18 protein-coding genes and 1 pseudogene are annotated in these 21,958 nt (G+C 40.4%); 3 read left to right on the top strand and 16 right to left on the bottom strand.

The window, feature by feature from the left end:
• Positions 1–3: 3 nt before the first annotated feature.
• The 15 genes and pseudogenes from AACU28_RS10230 to AACU28_RS10160 all read right to left on the bottom strand — a co-directional run bounded on the left by AACU28_RS10230 (position 4) and on the right by AACU28_RS10160 (position 17,051).
• Positions 4–1,335, bottom strand: coding sequence for a hypothetical protein (locus tag AACU28_RS10230; RefSeq protein WP_121602908.1), 1,332 nt, complete (start codon positions 1,333–1,335; stop codon positions 4–6).
• Positions 1,328–2,344, bottom strand: coding sequence for an alanine racemase (locus AACU28_RS10225; RefSeq protein ID WP_183091186.1), 1,017 nt, complete (start codon positions 2,342–2,344; stop codon positions 1,328–1,330). The genes AACU28_RS10230 and AACU28_RS10225 overlap by 8 nt, the downstream gene beginning before the upstream one ends.
• The gene (locus tag AACU28_RS10220) at positions 2,331–4,046 is read right to left on the bottom strand and encodes an asparagine synthase-related protein (RefSeq protein ID WP_121602906.1); all 1,716 of its coding nucleotides are present in this window, start codon (positions 4,044–4,046) and stop codon (positions 2,331–2,333) included. Before AACU28_RS10220 ends, AACU28_RS10225 begins: the two co-directional genes overlap by 14 nt.
• Positions 4,021–5,448, bottom strand: coding sequence for an oligosaccharide flippase family protein (locus AACU28_RS10215; protein WP_121602905.1), 1,428 nt, complete (start codon positions 5,446–5,448; stop codon positions 4,021–4,023). Before AACU28_RS10215 ends, AACU28_RS10220 begins: the two co-directional genes overlap by 26 nt.
• Positions 5,442–6,131 (bottom strand): acylneuraminate cytidylyltransferase family protein, encoded by a 690-nt coding sequence (locus AACU28_RS10210; protein ID WP_121602904.1) that lies wholly within the window; start codon positions 6,129–6,131, stop codon positions 5,442–5,444. Before AACU28_RS10210 ends, AACU28_RS10215 begins: the two co-directional genes overlap by 7 nt.
• Entirely contained in the window at positions 6,131–7,192 is a 1,062-nt protein-coding gene (locus AACU28_RS10205; RefSeq protein WP_121602903.1) for a nucleotidyltransferase family protein, read from the bottom strand. The genes AACU28_RS10210 and AACU28_RS10205 overlap by 1 nt, the downstream gene beginning before the upstream one ends.
• 3 nt (positions 7,193–7,195) lie before the next feature.
• Positions 7,196–7,858, bottom strand: a complete 663-nt coding sequence (locus AACU28_RS10200; protein WP_016789189.1) for an acetyltransferase — start codon at positions 7,856–7,858, stop codon at positions 7,196–7,198.
• Positions 7,851–8,924: an N-acetylneuraminate synthase gene (gene neuB / locus AACU28_RS10195; RefSeq protein ID WP_121602902.1), complete on the bottom strand. Its 1,074-nt coding sequence runs from the start codon at positions 8,922–8,924 to the stop codon at positions 7,851–7,853. Before neuB ends, AACU28_RS10200 begins: the two co-directional genes overlap by 8 nt.
• Before the next feature lie 7 nt (positions 8,925–8,931).
• Entirely contained in the window at positions 8,932–10,122 is a 1,191-nt protein-coding gene (neuC, locus tag AACU28_RS10190) for a UDP-N-acetylglucosamine 2-epimerase (protein WP_121602901.1), read from the bottom strand.
• 16 nt (positions 10,123–10,138) lie between these two features.
• Entirely contained in the window at positions 10,139–11,290 is a 1,152-nt protein-coding gene (locus AACU28_RS10185) for a LegC family aminotransferase (protein ID WP_121602900.1), read from the bottom strand.
• Between the two features lie 12 nt (positions 11,291–11,302).
• Positions 11,303–12,493, bottom strand: a complete 1,191-nt coding sequence (locus AACU28_RS10180; protein ID WP_121602899.1) for a UDP-N-acetylglucosamine 4,6-dehydratase — start codon at positions 12,491–12,493, stop codon at positions 11,303–11,305.
• Positions 12,493–13,758: a UDP-N-acetyl-D-mannosamine dehydrogenase gene (gene wecC / locus AACU28_RS10175; protein WP_121602898.1), complete on the bottom strand. Its 1,266-nt coding sequence runs from the start codon at positions 13,756–13,758 to the stop codon at positions 12,493–12,495. Before wecC ends, AACU28_RS10180 begins: the two co-directional genes overlap by 1 nt.
• Positions 13,759–13,775: 17 nt before the next feature.
• Positions 13,776–14,900: a non-hydrolyzing UDP-N-acetylglucosamine 2-epimerase gene (gene wecB, locus AACU28_RS10170; RefSeq protein ID WP_121602897.1), complete on the bottom strand. Its 1,125-nt coding sequence runs from the start codon at positions 14,898–14,900 to the stop codon at positions 13,776–13,778.
• Positions 14,901–15,284: 384 nt separating this feature from the next.
• A complete protein-coding gene (locus tag AACU28_RS10165; protein WP_102453432.1) occupies positions 15,285–15,605 on the bottom strand; it encodes a hypothetical protein in 321 nt (106 codons plus the stop codon).
• Between the two features lie 183 nt (positions 15,606–15,788).
• Positions 15,789–17,051, bottom strand: a pseudogene (locus tag AACU28_RS10160) (helix-turn-helix domain-containing protein).
• Between the two features lie 286 nt (positions 17,052–17,337).
• Here AACU28_RS10160 and AACU28_RS10155 point away from each other — a divergent pair.
• The 3 genes from AACU28_RS10155 to AACU28_RS10145 all read left to right on the top strand — a co-directional run bounded on the left by AACU28_RS10155 (position 17,338) and on the right by AACU28_RS10145 (position 19,125).
• Positions 17,338–17,859 carry a hypothetical protein gene (locus tag AACU28_RS10155; RefSeq protein WP_121602896.1) on the top strand — a complete coding sequence of 174 codons (522 nt, stop codon included), beginning with the start codon at positions 17,338–17,340 and terminating at the stop codon, positions 17,857–17,859.
• A complete protein-coding gene (locus tag AACU28_RS10150) occupies positions 17,811–18,383 on the top strand; it encodes an N-acetylmuramoyl-L-alanine amidase (protein ID WP_121602895.1) in 573 nt (190 codons plus the stop codon). Before AACU28_RS10155 ends, AACU28_RS10150 begins: the two co-directional genes overlap by 49 nt.
• Positions 18,384–18,789: 406 nt before the next feature.
• Entirely contained in the window at positions 18,790–19,125 is a 336-nt protein-coding gene (locus tag AACU28_RS10145) for a hypothetical protein (protein WP_016784030.1), read from the top strand.
• 470 nt (positions 19,126–19,595) lie between these two features.
• Here AACU28_RS10145 and AACU28_RS10140 read toward each other — a convergent pair whose 3' ends face one another.
• Positions 19,596–21,767, bottom strand: coding sequence for a polysaccharide biosynthesis tyrosine autokinase (locus AACU28_RS10140; protein WP_121602894.1), 2,172 nt, complete (start codon positions 21,765–21,767; stop codon positions 19,596–19,598).
• Positions 21,768–21,958: the final 191 nt, after the last annotated feature.

Here is a 21,958-nt window from a genome sequence, read left to right as displayed (position 1 = left end):
ACCTCAAAAAATTTCATTAATGCTAATTTTATTTTGCATTAATACTCTTTCATCAAGATCTTTCAGACATATATACCGTTCGGGATAACTCAACATATAATATTTCATCGGATTATCTTCCATAACATCAAAAATATATGTTTTTTGTTTATAATGAATCGAATCAAAATGACAAGAAGAATACACTGATATATGAGCAAGACTATTATATATATACTGTTCTGTTGTGAATTCTTTGTTAAGTAAAATGTTTATCGAAGGTAGACTCTCAGCATTACGAAAAAAATCATCCAATGCCTCTCCCCCTTCGTTAGGGTGAGGAAGGTATAATAATTCAAGATTATTATCAGATAAGATAGCTTCAGAATCACGAAAGAACACTAAGATTTCGTCGTAGAAACCACCCTGACCTGTAAATACGACAAATTTCTTTCCTGGCATCGTTAATTCAGAGTCAACCAAAGAGTACTTCAAACGACCCGTTATAGCTATTTGATTAGGTTTATAATAGCCCGCATTGATTAACTCCTCTTTCCAAAATTCATTATAAACGAAAACATTGTCTGGTGTCGGTAACAGTGCCGATTGGCATTTATAATTATATGCTCGATGCGTGCTGCCAATTAATCCGTGTTGGAGTTCAATTATTTCAACATTTAGACCTTTCAATATACTGACTAATTCTGTGTTTGAGTAGGCAGAAACCACATAACTCTTAGAGAGATTAAATGGGTATAAAAATGTTTTATACAGATAATAAGAGACTATAAATTTTGTATGCACCGCAATTAATTCTTCTTTGGTTACTACAAATCCGCATTTCTCAAGGTCACAATAAAAATCTTCTGGTATATCAAACTTAATAAAAAACTTATAAATTTTAGTGAAAATAACTTTCAAGGGAGCTAATAAATAGCTATAGATAACGACATCATGCTCTTTCAAATATGTATGATGTTGCATTAGATTTCTAGGGTGCTCTGCACTTAAAAGATAAATCAGTGGCTCGCAATTAAGTTCATTGCTTGGCAGATAAGAGTCCAACGACTTACCATTATCGGAAAACAATCCAGAGCCAGCACCAATGTATAAATTAGAAACTTTCGCTCGAAATATTAGTTTTATATAATGAAAAATCGACAGAAAAAATAGATAGATACCATTTTTACCCAAGTAACCTGCGGTAGATGCACTTCTAATACTATTTGGTAGCGACTTAGCATAGAGGTAATTCTTTATATTTATCCATGAAGTCGTATTTTTAAATCTAAATATTTCCGAGGTATCATGATTAACTTCAAGTGAGGATAACTTTTCTATCATAATCTTATTCAACCACGACTCTTTTTAAGGTAGGGCTAAGTGCCGTTAATATTTCATAGGTAATTGTATTATGGACTCTTGCTAGCCTAGATACATCATTAAACAGTGTGATAAATTCATCCTTACCTTCTATAGAGAAAGAGTCCATTGACACTCTTCCCATAATTTCTCTTCCGTCGTCTATTCGATACTTTTTACTTTCATTTAACCTAAAGAAACCATCGCCGTAGCCAATGTCATAACAAGAGACCGTAAGTTCATCATATACATTTATATAGGCAGTGCTTCCGTAACCAACAGTTTCATGCATAGCTATTTTACGTGTAGATATTTTTTCCGCGATTAGAGACATTACAGGTTTTAAATTCCCTTGCATTAGATCGATATCAATATAACCATAAGTACCTATCCCTACTCTGAATAAGCTGTACTCATTAACATCAACTTTGTGAGAGGCACATGTATTGGCACAATGCACTCTAAAAATAGTATTTATAGATTTGGATATTTTCTTCACACAATGTTTAAGAACTGTTTCCTGAAAAATAAATCTCTTGCTATTTTCGTCTGCTGATAAGAAATGAGTAAAAACGCCTTCTAAATTTAAATATTTATCCTTAATGATTTTAATTGCTTCATCTATCTCACAAGGTAATATGCCATTACGATGCATACCCGTATCAATTTTTAATTCAATATTAGAATTTTTTTTAACCCTATGTAATTGCTCAAGAGATAAAATAGCTACTCTTCTTGACCCTGTATACTCTATCTTTCCTGTCCCATATAAAATGAGAATACTATCAAAATCTAAGTACTCGATCATTGAAGCTTCAATATCATTTTTTACAAAAACATTGCTTATACCATAGTCTCTACAGAGCTGGGCAATTTCTACTATTCCATGGCCATATGCATTGTCTTTAAGGCCGACTGCCAGTTTTTCCTTCCCATCGACAAGAGAAGAAAAATAATCCAAATTATGAAACAGATTACTTTTATTAATTTCAATCCAAGCCATAAACATCTTCTACACTGTCTATTAAAAATAAAATCCTGTTCATTTTCATACAATTTGCGAGGACATCACTATTTATTTTATTACTTTTTACTAAACTCTGGATAATTTCAATGTCGATATAATCTGAGATGTGATTATATTTTTCTAATTCAAGAGCAACATAATCAGTGAAATCTTTTTTCTTTGCCCAGTTATTATAGTTCATCACGCCTTGTCCTTTTAATACATAGAAGGCTAAGCTAGATATTTTTTGTAATACATTGGGTTTATAAATATCAACGGCAGTTTTATGGTTCTGTTGTTTAATGTTGGCCAATTCAGGTAAACGGTCTCGAATAAAGCCCTCAAAAAGTTTACGATCATAAATATCATCTTCATTCCACGTTTCGACTACGTTAAGAAGAAAAGGTGTATAAGGTGTATAATTTTTTTTCTGGTTAATAATACTTTCAAATGCGCCGGACTTATTTTTTTGACCTAGAATTCCGATAGCATAGTTCATTAACTTTTCAGTCTCACTTGCACCTTTAAACTTAGTCAGATAAGTCTCAACACTACTCTTTATATCTTCAATTTCTTTTTTACTTATAACACCTTCTATTTCAAGGGGAAGCTTATCTTGCAAATCAAAGACATTCCCAAATAAGTAATTAAATCCCTTTTTAAGTTTATAATTATTAACTTTAAATTTTAAATCTGACTGTTGAGAGAATATGGTATCTAACAAATTTAACGTTCTATTTTTACTATAAAACGGCGAAGAACCAACTATAAAACCACTAGCACCTGTCAGTAACACATCAAAATTACATTTTTTAATCTCAGGAATTTTAAAAACTTGAGAAGAGCAAATCGGAGCATTGACGCAATCAAGATTATTTTTTTCTTCATAACTCAATTCATTAAAATCAAGTTTTCTGTGCTCGAGTTCGAAATATTCAACAACAAGATCTGAACTAGAGTGGTCATTAGATTTCCAGAAAATGTTTGGTTTTTCCTGACCAATTATAAAACTTTTCAATGGCATTTTTAGTTGCTTGGCATAGTGAGGAATAATCCTAGAATCCATTCCCCCACTAACACCAATGCCATATATCGTACTATCAATGTTTTTATTTTTTATATATTTAAAAGAACTCGTAAGCGCAGTATCTAATGCATCATATTTCTCATCTCTTGATAGTTCGTTTACAGACAATCTAAATTCCCAGTACTGCTCTATTGATAAACTCGAGTTTTCATATTTTGCCAAGATAGAATTTTCAAAAACACTTAAACCATTCAATATAGTTTTGTAGGTTGTTGATGCATTGAAGAATAATTGCGTTTTCATTTCAGTAATATCGACGTCGGCTAACAAATATTTATCATGATGTACTATCGACCAAAAGCTATTACTTATTGAAAATTCATTTTTCATACTATAATATGTCAACTCTCTTCCTGACTTGTCATTTAAGAAATATATTACATCAGAAATAGAATCATAAACAACTAATGAAAACTCCCCAACCACCTGTTCAGCTTTAATTTTATCTAAGTTAATGGATATTTCTATTAGCTGTTCTACTTCGCAAGAGAATACTTCTCCAGTAAGAAAATAGAAATATCTTTCTTTATAAACCGAATGTAATTCATTGATGAAATATTCGTTAATTCTTATTGAGCCTTCAAACTCATTTTTTGATATCAAAATACTCATTTACAACCCTTTTAAAAAACTCTATTTCAAATAAAACCAAGGTGAATGTAAGAACAAAAATCATCACCATCGCTTTGTAAAGCATATGATCTATCATTTGACAAATTAAAGATAAAATAAACAACGATATAATAAACGACATTGACTTAAAATTGTTAAATGTGAATTGAGTCTTATTTCTCACAATGATAATTAATATAACTGTTGTAACAAAGAAACCTAACAACGTACTTATCGCAGCCCCAACTAAACCAAAATATTTAGTCATGAAGAAACCCAAAATAGATGTAACTATTGCTCCTATTACAATTCCTATTGTTTTTAGCTTAACTAGTTTAGGTTCAAGGGACAATACATTCGTATTCAAGAAGTAGATACTTTTAATCGCGCCTAGAAAAGAAAGATAAATAATAACATCACTAGACTCGTAATAATCCTTGTCAAATAATAGTGTAACAAAAAATGGACTTAGTACGGATATTATCAAAGCTATAAAACTAGTGAAGTAAACAATGTAATCGCTCATTCTATATATATCTGAAAAACATTTATCACCAGACTCATATTTCCCAAAAAAAATAGGCGTGTATGCACTATTGATAGCTAAAGATATCAAACTAACTAACATCGCTATTTGATAGCCTACAAAATATACTCCTACAGCAGTTAAACTGATAAACTTTATAATAAAATACCGGTCAACAATAGAACTAACCAAACCAATCCCGTCGACTGGAACAATGGGAAGACAATAAGTCAACGATTCTTTAATATATTTTTTATTTAGTCCAAATCTAACCTTTTTGGATAAAAGAATAAGAAAGATAATTGCAAAAATTAAATTAGAAAATAGTAATGACAATATATAACCATCATGCTTCAAGTCTAAGTTAATGATAGTAAAGAGCATTAGTGATATTTGTATAGAAAAGTAACAATTAAATAGAACCATATACCTAAAAATATTCTGCATAGCTTTCAAAAGTGCGAAATATGCAATTATAATAGGTTGGAGCGAACCAATAATTAATGCGTATATTATATATGGATTAAAATCTATTTCACTGAAAAATAATTCAAAAAAATCCTTTCCGAAGATTAGCACAATAGACATCATGAATAGAGAGACCAAAGCCAACAAGGTAAAGTTTGTCCCTAAAAACTCCCTAAGCAACTCTTTATCATGCTTATACTTAAAGTAATAGCGAGTAATTGACGCCTGAATAGACAAAGAAAAAGCGATAATGAAGAAGGGGACTAGCATTAACACCGAAGCAACAACCCCATACTCATCAGGAGTCATATAGCGCGTAAAAACAGGTAACAATAGAAACAAAATGCCTTTCTGCACGCCTTCAACCATCGCGTAGGAAGCAGAAAAGCGCCACAATCTTTTCAGCATGACATTATCGCTTGAGCTATCTTAAAATCTATTTCTTCATCAATATCGACTGAACGAGTACGAGGCATAATCGAAGCAAAGGATGGCATGATTATCGTTGCACTTTGTTCTAAGAGTTTTTCCACCTTCCAGATATAAATTGCACCATTTAAACGATACTCTCTGTCAAGATCTTGGCTTCGCTTCCCTCCTTCTTTTATAAAGTTATCCATTGATAGTGAGTCATCAAGCCTGTTACACCATGCCGAGGGGTGATCAACCTCACACACAGATATAACGCTTGAAGCCCCTCTTAAATTATAAAGATTATAAGCACACTTGATATCCTCTTCATTCCGAAGTGGAGATGTTGGCTGTAAGAGAACGACATCGGTAAAGTATATGTTATTATCTTGGAACCAGTCTAAAGTATGCTTTATAACATCTATACTCTTTGCTGTATCACTAGCTAGGCTAACTGGACGGATAAAAGGAACTTTTGCACCATATATTGTTGATGTTTCAGCAATCTCCTGATCATCTGTACTTACTACTATTTCATCAAATATTTGACTATTTATAGCAGCCTCAATAGTCCAAGCTATTAACGGCTTCCCTGCTAATGGCATTACATTTTTTCTTGGTAGTCGCTTACTGCCACCTCGAGCAGGAATAAGCGCCAATACTTTTTTAATTTTGGTCATTAGAGCATCTCTAGGCTGTGAATATCAGCTTGAGCACGATTAAAATCATCCATACGACCTATATCTAACCAATATTCATGAATAGGGAACATCAGCACCTTTTGTCGCTCTTCCATATGTTGTTCAAGCAACGTAGGCATGTCAATTTTCTGATTTTTTTCTACAGATTGAATCACTCTTGGAGAAACCACATAAATGCCGGCATTAACAAAAAAACGCTGAATAGGCTTTTCGACCATACTGGTAATTTGGTTACCTTCACCATTAATCACACCATATGGGATTTGATAGTCATATTCACGTACACACATTGTTGCGTCTGCATCATTTTCTATATGGAAGTTCAATAAACGCTGGAAATCGACCTTGGTCAAGACATCTCCATTAATCATGATTAACGGCAGGTCTCTAGACATACTATCAGGTAATAAGCCAAGTGCCCCACCAGTGCCAAGAGGGGCGTCTTCGTGTACATATGAGATACTAACGCCTAAATCGCTACCATCACCAAAGTATTGGTGGATCTGTTCAGGCATATAATGGGTTGATATATAAAAGTTGTTAAAGCCTGCTTTAATAAAACTTTTGATCACGGTCTCTAGAATTGGCTTATCACCCACTTTTAACATTGGCTTAGGGCAGTTGTCTGTTAGTGGGCGTAAGCGAGTACCAAAACCTCCAGCCATAATAAAGACTGGGTTTTTATACCGATCTTTACTCAATGCACTATGGAGGGTTTCAAGACCAACAATTCTACCGTCCTGATCAATTAATGGGACAGACAAAATTTGCTTTTGCTCCATTAACTCAACAAGAGATTCTTTAGAAGCCCCAAACTTAGCCGTAATAGGGGAAGTGTTCATCACTTTCACCACGGAATCACTTAGCGTCAAATCATTAAGTAGACCGCGTCGAATATCCCCATCCGAGATCATTCCTAGCAATTTCTGCTTTTGATCAACAACGACAGCAACACGCAATGCTTCACTGTTAATGATTTCTAATGCCTGTTTGATTGTACTTGATTCAGGTATCAGCGTTTTTTGCCAACAATGACTCATATTCTACCTTTTCTCAGAATTTATTTTGATTGCAACTCTAGCAGGAAACACTATGGTATTTTCCTTTACCGATTGTGTCAGGGTTGCCCCTGCACCCACGACAGTACCACTAGCAATAGATATTCCCTGGATAACGGTAGAGCCTGCTCCAATATAGACATTGTCTTTTGTCTCTACTTGACCACACAGTGTCGCTTTAGGTGCAATATGGTTATATGTACCAACACTGCAGTCATGCTCCACTAAGGCACCTGTGTTGATGATACTGTGGCTTCCTACTGTTGCCCCTATTTGAATGATCGCCATAGGTAAAATCTGAGCGCCAGTTTCAATTTTAGAGAAAGGGGAAACGAGTGCGCTATCTGCAGTAACTGTCTCAAATCGATAACCCAAAGAAAGAAAATACTCATTAATCTTTTTCTTAAAGTTCGATTTCGGCATCATTCCGATACCGTTTACTAAACGAATTTTATCTTTATCGAATGTCAAAACATCTTCGTCATTTTTCAGATGTGTCATTCCTTTAAACACTGAACGTTGGCTTATGTCTTCTGGGCTTACGACCGCAAGAATTTCTCTTCCTTGATTAAGTAAGATTTCAGTGAGAATAGAGGCATGACCACCTCCGCCAATCATTACAATAGGAAGCAAAGACTCATCACTCAATGATCAGCTCTCCGACTTTGTAATTTTTACTCGCTTTGTTTCCGATCAACTCCCAGTAACGATATGGCGATAATCCTGAACCTGGGCGTTTAACTGTGAGGTTAGATTCGGTCAGCTCCTCGCCTTCTTTAATATCTCTTGCTGCTACTAAGCTTTTTCGAGCCACCGATTTGTTCTTCACCTCTGATACTGTCGGTGTTTTTACGCTAGAGCCCAAGGCGGTTTCAACTTGACGAATAGCTTTTACCATTGCCTCTAGCTCTTGTGGCTCAAGAGAGGCCTTATGATCAGGACCTTCCATATTCTTATCTAATGTAAAATGCTTCTCGATCAGAACGGCCCCACGGGCAACAGCTGCAATTGGAATCGTTATTCCTTCGCTATGATCTGAATAGCCAGCCTCGAGATCAAATGCTCGGCCGAGTGTATCCATTGCTTTTAGGTTGATTTCTTCCATTGGTGCAGGATATTCTGTCGTGCAATGAAGAATTGTTACTTTTTCTTTTAACGCTTTTTGACCAGCTTCTGATGCATAGGCCTCTTGAAAGCCCAACATACAAGGCTCCGCATTTTCACCTGCAGTATAACCGAAGGCAATAACCCCTAATGCTATCTCAATTTCAGACAGTGTCGCCATACCGGTAGAAACGATAAGATCACACCCTGTTCGAGCATGAGCTAAGACAAGAGGCGCATTCGTTAACTCACCAGAAGGTAGCTTTAAACGCGTCAAACCTAGGTCATTAACTAGAAAGTCTAAACTTTCAAAATCGAAGGCCGTAGATAAAAACTCAATCCCGAGAGAGTTACAGTATTTAACTAGTTTATGGTGAGCCTCGAACGAAAGCTCTAAGCGACTCAGCATAGCAAGTTGCGATTCTTGCTTTTGCGTATTCGTGACTTGGTAATCCGCTTGCTTAGCTTCTTCTGTTACTAAGTTTTTAGCTTTAAACGTTTGAAACTTTACGATATCTGAACCGGCTTTATAAGCTGCGTCAACCAAAGCAAAAGCTAAATCTTCTTGCCCATTATGGTTAACACCCGCTTCGGCAATAATCAATGTCATTACAATCTCACTCTACTTTCTTACTTAAGTCAGGTTCAATATTTACGTCAAAAAATGCTTTGCAAGGGTCAAAACGTAAATCTTTGATCATTTCTATGACTTGCTTACTACTGTCACCTTGACCATAAGGGTTCTCAATCATTTCACCTTTAACTTTGTACTTTCTATCTACTGCAAGTTTGATAGCAGTGCCGATTGATTCCTTAGTAGCACTAGCATCAAGAACACTTTTGGCCGCTAGGCGCCCTTTTTGTCTTGAACCAATATTGACCGTTGGAACATCAAAAGCCGGAACTTCAATAATACCACTCGACGAGTTTCCAATGACTGCAGCAGCGTGCTTGACTGAACTTAAATAGCGTATTTGCCCGAGGGAGGGGATTGCCAGCACGCGGCTTGGTTGTTTCGCTGCATAAGCCTCTAACATCGGAATGATTCGACGCCCGCCATCATCCGCATTGGGATAAGTCAGTATAATTTGGTGATTCGGGTATTCATCTAGTGCGTCTAACAAAGCTTGAAAGCTATCCTCTGGGGATTCATCTCCGAGAGTCACAGGATGGTAGGTGACTACAAAATAAGGACCTGTAAGATCAAAGTTCAGTGATTCACTCAACTCTGAAATCGTCATAAAAGAGCCTCTATTCAAGTGATCTAAGCCAATCGCACCAACGTTTTTTACTCGTTCTGGCGATTCACCTAATTGAATGACTCGATTTCGATATTCGTCTGTTGACGTGCCATGCAGGTAGCTCAATTTGGTAATAGCATGACGGATCGCATCATCGTAAGCGCCTTCGGTTATTTCCCCACCATGCAAATGTATAATAGGAATACGGAGTATCATGGCAGTTTGTGCTGCAGCTAGAGCTTCAAAACGATCTCCAAGAATGACAAGGACATCGGGTGCTAATCGTGACAATGCATCAGCAAAACCTAGAACGCCCAAACCCATACTTTTTGCCGTTCCTACCGGCGAGTCAGAAGACAGCAAAATCTCTATTTTCTCGTCGATCAGGAAGCCATCTTTTTCTATTTGCTTATAAGTATCACCAAATTCTGGAGATAGGTGCATACCAGAAACGAGCAACTGTAATGTTAGATCTGGGTCGCTTTGTATGTCTTTTAAAAGCCAAAAGAGCAGACCATACTCCGCTCTGGTACCAGTAAAGACCGCGACTTTTTTATGTGTCTGCATCGTGTATTAAACCTACTTAGCTTTTAATTTCCACCGGTGTACTTGGAAGGTTAATTAGGTGCGCTTCGATAAATTCAGAGTAAGTAAGATCACCGCGCATTGCATTTTCAAACATTGGTAACCTGTGCATGAGCTGCCAAATTGGGCGAGTCATCACACCTGCACTGTTTGTGCCCGCAAGGATCTCTTCTCTACTTTTTTTATCTGGGCAAATAATGGCATTTAACCAGTAATTCGACTCGGCATAATCTGGCTCAGTAACAAACTGAAAATCAGTCCCACTGAAAAGATTTTCGTAGCATTTTGCCAGTTGTCTTTTTTGCTTTAAGTACTGCTCAATAACTTCCATCTGTGCGCAACCCAATGCCGCGTTTAGATTAGGCATACGGTAGTTAAAGCCCGGTTCATCATGGAAAAACTCGTAGGGGTGAGGCACTTTCGCTGTCGTCGTGACATGCTTGGTTCGTGCTCCTAGCTCCTCGGTTTTACACAAGATCATACCGCCACCACCAGTTGTGATGATTTTATTGCCGTTGAAGCTGACCGCACTCACGTCACCCATTGTCCCTGTGTGCTTACCCTTATAAAAAGAACCTAGGCTTTCTGCAGCATCTTCGACTAAAACAAGGTTCCATTTGAGGCAAACTGCAACCAGCTCATCGAGCTCCACAGGGTGACCAAAGGTATGCATAGGGACAACCGCTTTAATTCGTTTGCCTGTCTGTTTATGAATGCAACCCGCTACGGTTATTTCGGCATGCTCACTTAAGAATGCATCCACCGCTTTAGGGCAAAGACCCAAACTTACTGGAGAAACATCCACAAAAATCGGCTCGGCGCCCATGTGATACAGTGCATTACAAGTCGCAACGAATGTCAGGGCTTGTGTTATAACGAGGTCGCCTCGTTGAACTTCAGCCATATACAAAGCCGCATGCAATGCCGCAGTACCATTGACAGTTGCTACTGCTTTAGCTGTACCAGTATACGCTTCAATCTTTCGCTCAAAATCATCAACAAACTTGCCAACGCTAGAAACAAAGGTACTGTCAATCGTTTCCATGACGTAGGCTCTTTCTTTGCCATTAAACGTTGGTGCGTGCAGCGGAATGAATTCGTCCGTTTTGTAGGTATCTCTAACAAATTCAACAATAGATGTCGCTTTCATTACTTACTCCGCTTACATCTTGCTATCGAGGTATTTACCGGTTTCTTTGTGCCCAAAATCAGGAATCATTGTAAAAAAGAGTTTTACAATTTGCTCCTTGGTCCAAGCTCGCTCGTCTTTCATCTCTGAAATACTGTTTTCAAACAAAGAAAGTAGCTCTTGCTCATAAAGAGGGTCGTTTTTAATAATGCCTAGATTTGTAAATCGAGACATATCCAATTCTTCTTTATCCGTGAAAAACTCTTCAAAATCTTTCTCGCCCGTTGTATCACTCGCAGTAAACAAACATGGCCATTTTCCTTGTTCAGGAAGTGTATGAGCTAATTGACGAGCTTCTTCTTCTGTTTCACAAAGATAAGGTTCATAGCCAAGTTGTTCTAAGTATTTCACTGCAATATCAGCAAACGAAATCAGATGAAGAGCTTCGCTCAACTTAGGGAAGAAAATGTCACGATTTTCACCAAAGATACAAGACATTAGACATAGCTCACCTGACTCTTGAGGTGTCACGAAGTAACGCTTGATATCGTTTGGAGCCACGATAGGTTGGCGTTTTTGAATACGCTGATTGAAACCATGCAATAGTGAACCATCTGAGAACGCAACATTGGCAAAGCGTGCTGTTGAGATCGCCATTTGTTCACTTTTTCGCATTAGGAACATTTCCATAATACGTTTAGAAGCGCCCATCATATTGACCGGGTTTGCCGCTTTATCTGTCGATACACAGAAGTATTTTTTCGCGCCAGCATCAATAGATTGTTGAATAGTTTTATCTGTATTAAAGACGTTTACATCGATCATTCGCATCAATGTATAAGGATCTTTCTCGCTTCTAACATGCTTAAGTGCGGATAAGTTCAACACATAATCAAACTTGCCATCTGCTTTGATGAACGCATCGTACTCTAGAGAGCCTATGTCCAAAGCGAATGTTTGGAAGTCTCCATTGATGTAACCAAATGAGCTACGAATATCACGAACCAGTTCAACCATGTTATTTTCGCTAATATCAACAACGTGTAATTTTTTAGGGTTTCGTTTAAAGATCTCTTTGGTCACAGCTTGGCCAATTGAGCCTGCACCGCCAAGCACAAGGAAGCGAGATTCTGAGACGATGCGCGATAATTCGGCTTCTTGATTTTCAATGTCTTGTGTAAATAATGCATCGGTACGACCGATTAAGGATAAGATTGAGCTCATTACCAAATCCCCTTGGTATCAACTAAATACGGTGAATTCAATGACTCAACTTTAAATTCTTTGTGGTCTACTAGCATTACATGAATATCCGCATTTATCTTTGCCTCTTCAAACCCCTGAAGCTCTACTTGCTCTAGTGTGCTAGGTAGTTCATGAATGTTCGGTTCAACAGCAATAACACGGCCTGTATGTAAAGAAGATATTTCTTTCACTATTTGCATCGCAGGGCTCTCACGTAAATCATCGATATCAGGTTTAAAAGCTAAGCCATAGCACGCAATAGTAATATCTTTTGCTGTCTTTTCAGAGTTCTCTTGTAGACAGTCTGCAATTGCCATTTTAGTTTTACCGACAACCCAACCAGGTTTGCTGTCATTAACTTTTCGTGCCGTATGAATCATCTGAGCTTCAACTGGTGTCTTTGAAACGATAAACCAAGGATCAACGGCAATACAGTGACCACCAACACCTGGACCTGGCTGGAGGATATTCACACGAGGGTGACGATTTGCTAATGCAATCAGTTCCCAAACATTTATATCTAACTTATCACAGATAACTGAAAGCTCATTTGCAAACGCAATTTGAACATCACGAGAGCTGTTTTCCGTCAGTTTCGCCATTTCTGCAGTTCGAGCATTAGTGATAACACATTCACCTTTGACAAATGTTTGATATAACTCTACTGAGCGTCGTGAGCATTTAGGTGTAAGACCGCCAATAACACGATCGTTTTCAACCAACTCACGAACCACATGACCCGGTAATACACGCTCAGGGCAATGTGCAACATTAATATCAGCGTCTTCCCCATGAGTTTGTGGAAAGGTCAAATCCGTGCGAGCTTGAGCTAACCAATCAGCCATTTGCTCTGTTGCGCCAACGGGTGACGTCGACTCTAGAATGACTAGATCGCCTTTTTTCAAGACAGGAGCAATAGCTTTGCTTGCAGCTTCAATGTAGGAAAGATCTGGAGCAGGTACTTCACCGTCATTACAAGGTAGGAAAGGGGTTGGCACAGCAATAAGGAAGGCATCAGCCGCTTCAGGTGCAGTCACCGCTTTTAGATAGCCCTCAGTTACCGCCGCGTTTACGATCATATCAAGCTCAGGCTCAACGATATGAATCTTTCCTTGATTGATAGTGTCGACAGCATGTTGATTTACATCAACACCAACGACTTGTTTTTTACGTGATGCAAACATTGCTGCCGTTGGCAGACCAATGTAGCCCAAACCTACAACGGATACTGTTTCGAAAGACATATATACTTCTCGTTAAATTATTTTGCTAGAACATCTAGAATTCGTTGGCACGCTTTACCATCACCATAAGGGTTATGGGCAAAACTCATCGCTTGATAAGCTTTTTCATCTAATAACAACTCACTCAGATTACTTGTTATTTCATGTACATCAGTACCCACCAACTTAACAGTTCCTGCTTCAACTGCTTCTGGCCTTTCTGTAGTATCACGCATCACTAATACAGGTTTACCCAGTGATGGAGCCTCTTCCTGAATACCACCGGAGTCAGTTAAGATGATATGAGCGCGGTTCATCAAGTATATAAATGGTAAATACTGCTGAGGTTCAATAAGGTAGATGTTTTCAATACCTGCAAGAATGCGATTGACAGGTTCGCGGACATTAGGGTTTAAATGCATAGGATAAACAATTTGAACTTCTGGATGCTTTTGTGCAGTCAAAGCTAGGGCTTCACAGATACGCTCAAAGCCGCCACCGAAACTTTCACGGCGATGGCCAGTTACCAAAATGAGCTTTTTGCTCTCATCTAGAAATGGGAACTGCGCAGAAAGTGTTGCGTTCAAATCACTATCAGAATCAATTTTGTCTTTTATCATCAATAGTGCGTCAATCACTGTGTTGCCGGTAACGCTAATATCTTCTGAATTAAAGTTTTCTTTTAGAAGATTCTCTTGTGAGGTTGCCGTGGGGGCAAAGTGATATTTGGTTAAAGCGCCCGTTAAGCGGCGGTTGCCTTCTTCTGGCCATGGTGAATAAATGTTACCGGTACGAAGGCCTGCTTCCACATGACCTACAGCGATTTGCTCATAGTAAGCCGCAAGGCTTGCAGCAAATGTCGTTGCAGTATCACCATGTACTAAAACCACATCAGGTTTGAATTCTTCTAAAACAGGTTTAAGCTCTAATAGAATACGAGCGGTCACTTCGTTGAGTGTTTGCCCCGCTTTCATCAGATTCAAATCGTAGTCAGGCGTGATTTCAAATAGTTCTAATACTTGGTCAAGCATTTCACGGTGCTGAGCGGTTACACAGCACTTAGCTTCAAAGCGATCATCGGCCGCTAAAGCATGAACAAGTGGTGCCATTTTGATGGCTTCTGGACGCGTGCCAAAAACCGTAAGGATTTTTTTCTTAGTCATTTTATGAAACTTCCAACCGACAGGTGAAATGAAAAGAGGTGATTTTTATAACTTTTGGTCTCAGCATTAAAATTACACTGAGACACTTTTTATTCATTTTGAGACAGTCGATTCTCGCCTATCCCTTATAAAACCTAGAATTTGCTTACTTTTTAAAAACCGCCCCAATAGGCCGCCAAAGCGGCCTTCAACCTTTAGGCTTACCGCATAACTTGCTAGCAAGTCGCATTTGGGTACGCTACCGCCCTTAGGTTTGGCTCCTACAGGCAATAGTCACAATTTGTTCGCTTTATGCGGTTTTCATACGGTTTTAATTTGCTGCGTATTCTAGCAAAGTAAGTGCATATTGACTAGTTTGGAATTTACCCTATTTGGACAAGCCTCTCACCACGCGTTAACCCAACGGAAGCATTGTACGTCTTGTAGATACTGAGTCCCTATGTGGTACCTGTTTTCTTGTGCTGCATCGCAATAGCGCTTTTCTATATCAATGAAAATGTTGCCGTTGCGGTACAGCGAGACGAAGCTTGGGTTATTGTTTACCGCCAATAACGCTTTAATCTCGGTGCGTGTTAGCCCTTGTGGGTAGTGGCTAACCAGCAGTTTCAAGAACTCGCCTATACGCCCTTCCACTCGCGCTATCTCTTTTTCTAAAATGGTTACTTTTTCTTCCGTTGTCAGTTTTTTTAGGCTGGTATCGTCCATTTGCCCTCTCCCTAATTCTACTTTTGTCTCTTGACGTTTTTGTCTGTATTCGCGCTTGGTCTGCCCTAGCCTTTGGTTTTCCTAAGCCTTTGGTTTTCCTAAGCCTTTGGTTTTCCTAAGCTCTTGGTTTTCAATAACTTTGGGCTGTGTGAGCAAGCGCTTCGCCTGTGAGTAATCGAATGGTCACTGCTTAGAATCCGTGCCGGGCGATTTAGCTTGAACTAGGGCCTTGATGCGCGCTTCGAACGGGTTGGTGGTGCTTTTGGCTTTGTAGTCCGCTAGTGCCTGAGAGACAGGTGTGGGGGTTTGAGATTTGCTTTCGGCTTGATTGCTTTTGATAGGCTGCGCTTGGTTTGAAGCAGCTGTAGGCGCATCTACTTTTATTGATCCTACGGCTTTTATCGATTGAGATTTCTTTGAGGGTTTCACCGTTTTTGTTTGCTTAGCCGCTTTAGCTTGTTTATCCGCTCTTGTTTGTTGGGTAAATGGCGATGAGTCTCGCTTCGTTTTGGCTTGGGCGCTTCTTCTTAGCCAGCCATTCACAAAGTGGCCAATGTGCTCAAAGGGTTTGCGCTTATCCGGGTTGATGTACAACCACGCTTGCATGGCATGCAGCTCTTGCAGCACATCTAACTTTGGGTAGGTGCGTTCTAATATGGTGGTGAACTCACGATAAATCGGCGCGCTGCCCTCTTTGGTGAGCAGGTGAATCACGGCTTCATTCTATTGGCTTATGGGAGTGGTGGTGGCTTGAGGTGTTGCTAGCTCTTTTTCAAGGGACAAGGGTGTTTCAAGATCTGGGGCTACTTCAAGGGCAGGAACTTGGTCAGGAGTCTTTCCTGTATCAAGAGTATTGTCTGTTGCAGCGCTCGGATCTGTTTTACAAGAAATGTCTGTTTTATGTTCTTTATGAAAGATTATGTGTGCCAGGTGATCACTCTCCGTGTTGGATCCTGAGTCACCCAGGTGGGTGTCTGAATGCTCGGTTTTCTGCACATGCTCTGTTGTCTTTGTACGTTCTGTCTTCTGTGCATTTTCTGGCAAGGCTGGCGGTAAGCCTGGTTGTTCTACATTGGCGTTATCTAGGTCGGTTTGATCATTTTGGTCTAGCTCTCTGTCTTCTTGATCGAGAGCTCTGGCTGCTTGGTCTAGATCGGCCTGCTGAATGTGGCTATCGCTGGGTAGGCGCAGCTGATAGATATTGCTGCGCTGGCGTCCTGAATCATCAAACCGCTTTATCCGCTTAACAAACCCTTGCCTTTCGAGTTCGTTGACGTGTCGTTTCACGGTTCTTACCGACACTTCGCAATATTGCGCCAAGTAATTTAGGGAAGGGAAACACACGCCACGCGCGTCTGCATTGTCGGCCAATTTTAATAACGCCAACTTGCTGATGGGCGAGCCGGTTTTTAATGGGATAAAAGAAAGAATAAGAGAAACACACATGGTTAACGCTCCTTGTTAAATGATCATTCGTACAGAAATCCATTGATATAAAGGGCATTAACAACACTTTTTGGCGCTTTAGGGGCGAAAGGCCTATGCGATAAGTTGTAAGAAAAGATGTTTGGTTAATCGCCTCGGATAGATATGCAACATCAACCTTATTAAGCAATGACTTTTCGAAGCACCTCTCACTTTTTTGTGTTCCTCTGTTTTCGTGTTATTCCCGCCAACCCCAATCAAGAATGTTGAAGTACATTGCCCTCCCCATGCAGCAATAAGGTGCTTAATGAAGGCGATAGTTTCTCTTTTTATTTCAGTGTATCAACCCGGTATGGCGAGCATCGAATGCCGACCTTATTCCCTCAACCAGTCGCGCCACCCACTGTTGCGTGATGACCAATATGTCGGCAAGAGCAGTGACGCTGGGGGTTATAAAAACAAGGCTGATGAGGACAAGGGTTATGAAGATAGGCATTTCGACGACCTGCGCTTTGAAGATCCCGATTTCGAAAGACCTGACTTTGAAGATGCTCGTTTTGAAAATCCCAGCTATGACGATATTTGTTGGATGATCAGCCGAGCACGGCGCAGGCAGCCACTGGGTTACTGCGTGATGTATTTACGTTATGTAAACCACCACTCTGGTTATGCCAAAACCGTAGCCACCAGTTTGCGACAACACATCGCATTGCACCCTAATTTAAAAGAATCGTTATCAATGTCTTTAATCGCCTATTTACAACAACACGAGGATTTATTTTGTCAAACACTCTACCAGCAACTGATCGAGTTCCACACCAGCCGTTAGAAGCGTCTGCTGATTCACAAAAACTGGCTGACTCAGAAGAGCGAAGTCCTTCGTTAGAGCCTTGTTTTTCACTCGCGCCCTACTCCTTCAGTCTGGTTTCGGTTTTACTCCGTTTGCCTCATTGCCCGGCATTCTCATTTATTACGGTGCATTGCAGCGCCACGCCACCACAGCAAGATGTAGACGTAGCCGAGATTCGTCGATGGCATAAAAAGAAAGGCTGGCGCGATGCGGGGTATCACTTTGTTATTCGTCGCAATGGGGATGTCGAACTTGGCAGGCCACTGTCGCAAACCGGTGCGCATGTGAAAGGACACAACAAGGGCAATATTGGGGTTTGTTTGGTCGGAGGCTGTAATGCTGAGCTGCAACCAGAAGACAACTTCACACTTGCGCAGCGTAAGGCGCTGTTTGGTTTGGTGGCAGCGTTACAAGAGCAGTTCTTGATTTCAGATGAGAATGTTAAGGGGCATAAAGATTGGGGTGTGAATAAGGCGTGTCCGGTTATGGCTTTAAGAGCTTAAGAGCAGATGCGGGATTCGAGTATCGAGATTCGAAAGGCTTAAGAGCTGATGAGAAAAGTGAGAACAATAAAGTGAGAGTGGTGCTTTTAGCTCCTCCCCTTTATCACGACTGTTACTTGGCAAGAAATATCCAATATAAGGGGAGGCAGGGAGGGGTTGGTTAGGCATTAGCTAGCAACCCCCTCTAACTCCCTCTTCTATTAACATCACCACTCACAATAGTCCGGTGTTCAAGAGGGAGGACAAAAAGCTAAGTCTTCGAATAATTTGAAGTGCAGATGTGGGATTCGAGCCAGCAGGATACTGAAGGCTTAAGAGCAGATTCCAGACACTTCGTTCCTCAGTTCTGGAATGACGAGAGAGGCGAGAAAGGTGCAATATAACCATCAATAAACCAAGGAGCAGTATGACATTGTTCGGAAGAATATTCGGGAGCCAGTCTTCTATTAACAAAGGATTAGATGCACTCACCAACACAGGAGATGCGATGTTTTTTACTGATGAAGAAAAAGCGAAGCACAAGCTGGCACTGCTTAAAGCGTATGAACCTTTTAAGTTGGTACAACGCTACATTGTGTTGTTGTTCACGATTCCTTATGTAGCATTGCATGTGATGGTGATTCTAGGTTGTATGCATGGTTACGATTGGAAGCCGTTGGGGGAAATGACCAATGAAGCGTTTGGTTATCCGGTGTTAGCGGCGATTGGTTTGTATTTAACGGGTGGGGTGGTGAAGAAGTAGAAGAGCAGATGCGAGTAGCGAGTAGCGAGTAAACGGGATGCGAAAAGCTAAAAGAGCAGGTTCGAGTGGTGCTTTTAGCTCCTCCCCTTTATCACGATTGTTACTTGGCAAAAAACATTAATATAAGGGGAGGCTGGGAGGGGTTGGTTAGGCATCGCTAGCAACCCCCTCTAACTCCCCCTTTTCTTAACACCATCACTCACAATAGTTCGGTGTTCAAGGGGGAGAACCAAAAGCGAAGTCTTCGAATGATTTAAAGTGCAGATGCGAGTGGATAAATAATAGATACGGGTAACGAGTAAACGAGATGCGAAGAGCTTAAAAGAATAGATGCGGGTAGCGGGTAAACGAGTAACAAAGAGATGAAGAGCGGATTCGAGTGGCGCTTTTCGTATCTCGCCACTCTAATCTCGTATCGACCTTTCAGCTCTTCGTTTACCCGATTACTCGCATCCCGTTACTGCTCTTATCTACTTCTTGTCGCTCGAATATGCGTAGTTGTAGTAACCGTAGCCGTAAGAGCTTGATGCTTTCTTCTCGATGGCGTTGAAGATAACGCCTTTCACTTCGATGCCCGATTGTTCGAAACGGTTACGAGCCACATCGATCTCTTTAATGGTATTTTGACCGTAACGCGCGACCATTAATGTGGTGCCAGCGAAGGCGCCGACAATACTTGGGTCGGTTACTGCAAGTACGGGTGGGGTATCGACAATCACCAAGTCATACTCTTTAGCTGCCCATTCCATTAGCTCCGCAAAGCGTGGGTGCATCAGCAACTCAGATGGGTTGGGTGGCACTTGGCCACGAGTAATAACGTCTAGGTTTTCTACTGGTGTGGTTTTAACGGATTGAGCGAACTCTTGCTTGCTGCTCAACACATCAGAAAGGCCGTTATCCCAATTCACGCCAAAGCTTTGTTGTAAGTAACCTTTACGCATATCGGCATCAATCAACAGTACTTTTTGGCCTGTTTTTGCGGCTACTGCGGCAAAGTTGGTCGAGATGAATGATTTACCAATGCCCGGTGCAGGGCCAGAGATCATCAAGACGTTGTTTTTCGCTTCTAGCATCGCAAAGTGCAAGCTGGTACGCAGGCCACGCAGTGCTTCAACCGAAAGATCCGCAGGGTTAGATTCGGCAAGCAGAGCTTGAGTCCCCTTGGTTTGCTGTTTCTTCGATTTAAAGCGGTTGGTTAGCTCAATTTGTAAATCTGATTTTGGCACCGCTGCATAAACAGGCAGGCCAATTTGTTCAATTTGGTCTGGGCTTTCAACGCCACGGTGGAACGCCGCTTTCACGAATACAAACGCCACACTCAACATACCACCCAGTAGCGTCGCCAATACAACAATCAGCGGTTTCTTCGGTTTAACGGCGCGAGCGTAAGCTTGTGCATCATCTAAGATACGAACGTTACCAACCGTACCGGCTTTAATAATGCTCAGTTCTTGAACCTTGTTTAACAGCTGGATGTAGATTTGTTGGTTTACTTCAACGTCACGTGTCATACGCAGTACTTCACGTTGTGTTTTTGGCAGCTTTTGTACTTGCTTGTTCAGGCGCTCTCGCTCACCCAATAATGTTTTTCGCTTATCAATCAGCGACTTATACGCCGGATGATCTTTAGTAAAACGCTGACTGATATCACTCTCTTTGAACGTTAGCTCGTTCAATTGCGCTTCAAGCTCTACCATTACCTTTAGGGTTGATTGTGCTTCTAAGCCTAAGTCGATCGATTCGTTCTTTTGGCGATAATTGTTCAGTACGTCTTCATAGCCAGTTAGCTCAGATTTAATACCCGGAAGGTGGCTCTCTAAGAACTGTAGGCTCTTCTCTGCTTCCGCTGAATTACGTTTCACGTTTTGTAAAAAGTAGATCTGGCTAATATGATTAAGGATTTCAGAAATCTGTTGCTTGTTTTCACCTTCAAAGCTTAACTTCAAAATACCAGTCTGCTTACCTTGCTCAGACAGAGACAAAGAAGCTTTCAACCATTCGATCGCTTCTAGTCGGCTACGTTGACCTATTGAGAATTCAAAATCGTTATGCGATTCAAAACCAGCCACAAACAAGCTGTAGTCATCGGCTGTTGCTAGCTCACCCACTTTGCCTTGCAAGATAACGCGTTCATCGTCACGAACCAGTTGGTAGGTGCCTTGCTCAGCATCGATAATCTGAATGGTGTGTGCGTAACCATTCGCGTAGCTTGGCAATGTAAAACGGCTTACTGAGATGTGGTTGATGTCACCAGTTAAGCGAGCAAACCCTTTACCTACAATGGGTGCATAGTTAGGAGATGTCACCGTCGTGAGGTTAAACTTATCCACCGTTTCGCCCAAGATCATACGAGATTTGATGATCTCCACTTCTGTCGTGGCAGAAGAATCCTGAGAGAACATGTCTCCCATATCGCCGACCATCGATGAAATACCGCCAGAGCTCTTCTCTTCAATTTGGATCAGGGCATCGGCTTTGTATATCGGCGTTGAAAGCAATGCAAACGCAATACCCAACACAGCAAAAGCGAATGTGGTCAGCATGATTAGCCATTTAGCGTCCAGCAGAATGCCAAGCAGTTTTCCTAAATCTATCTCATCAGAGTTATCTGTGTGTGATTGCTGAGATGGTTGTGTCGTCATCAGATTGCTACTTCCTAAACTAGTATTTTGAAGAGAAGTTAAAAACGGCTTATGTGCTTCTCTTTTATATGATTCTATTAATGGCTATATGTCACAGCTTTACTGGGTATACCTAAAGTTTAACAGGGCATCTCTAAAGCTTAACTGGCTATATAGAAAGCTTAACGAGCTTTAGCTAACGCTTAACTTTA

This window comes from Vibrio sp. SBT000027 (genome assembly GCF_963894355.1).
In the GTDB taxonomy this organism is placed as follows: Bacteria; Pseudomonadota; Gammaproteobacteria; order Enterobacterales; family Vibrionaceae; genus Vibrio; species Vibrio splendidus.
This window is presented reverse-complemented; position numbering and strand designations above follow the sequence as displayed.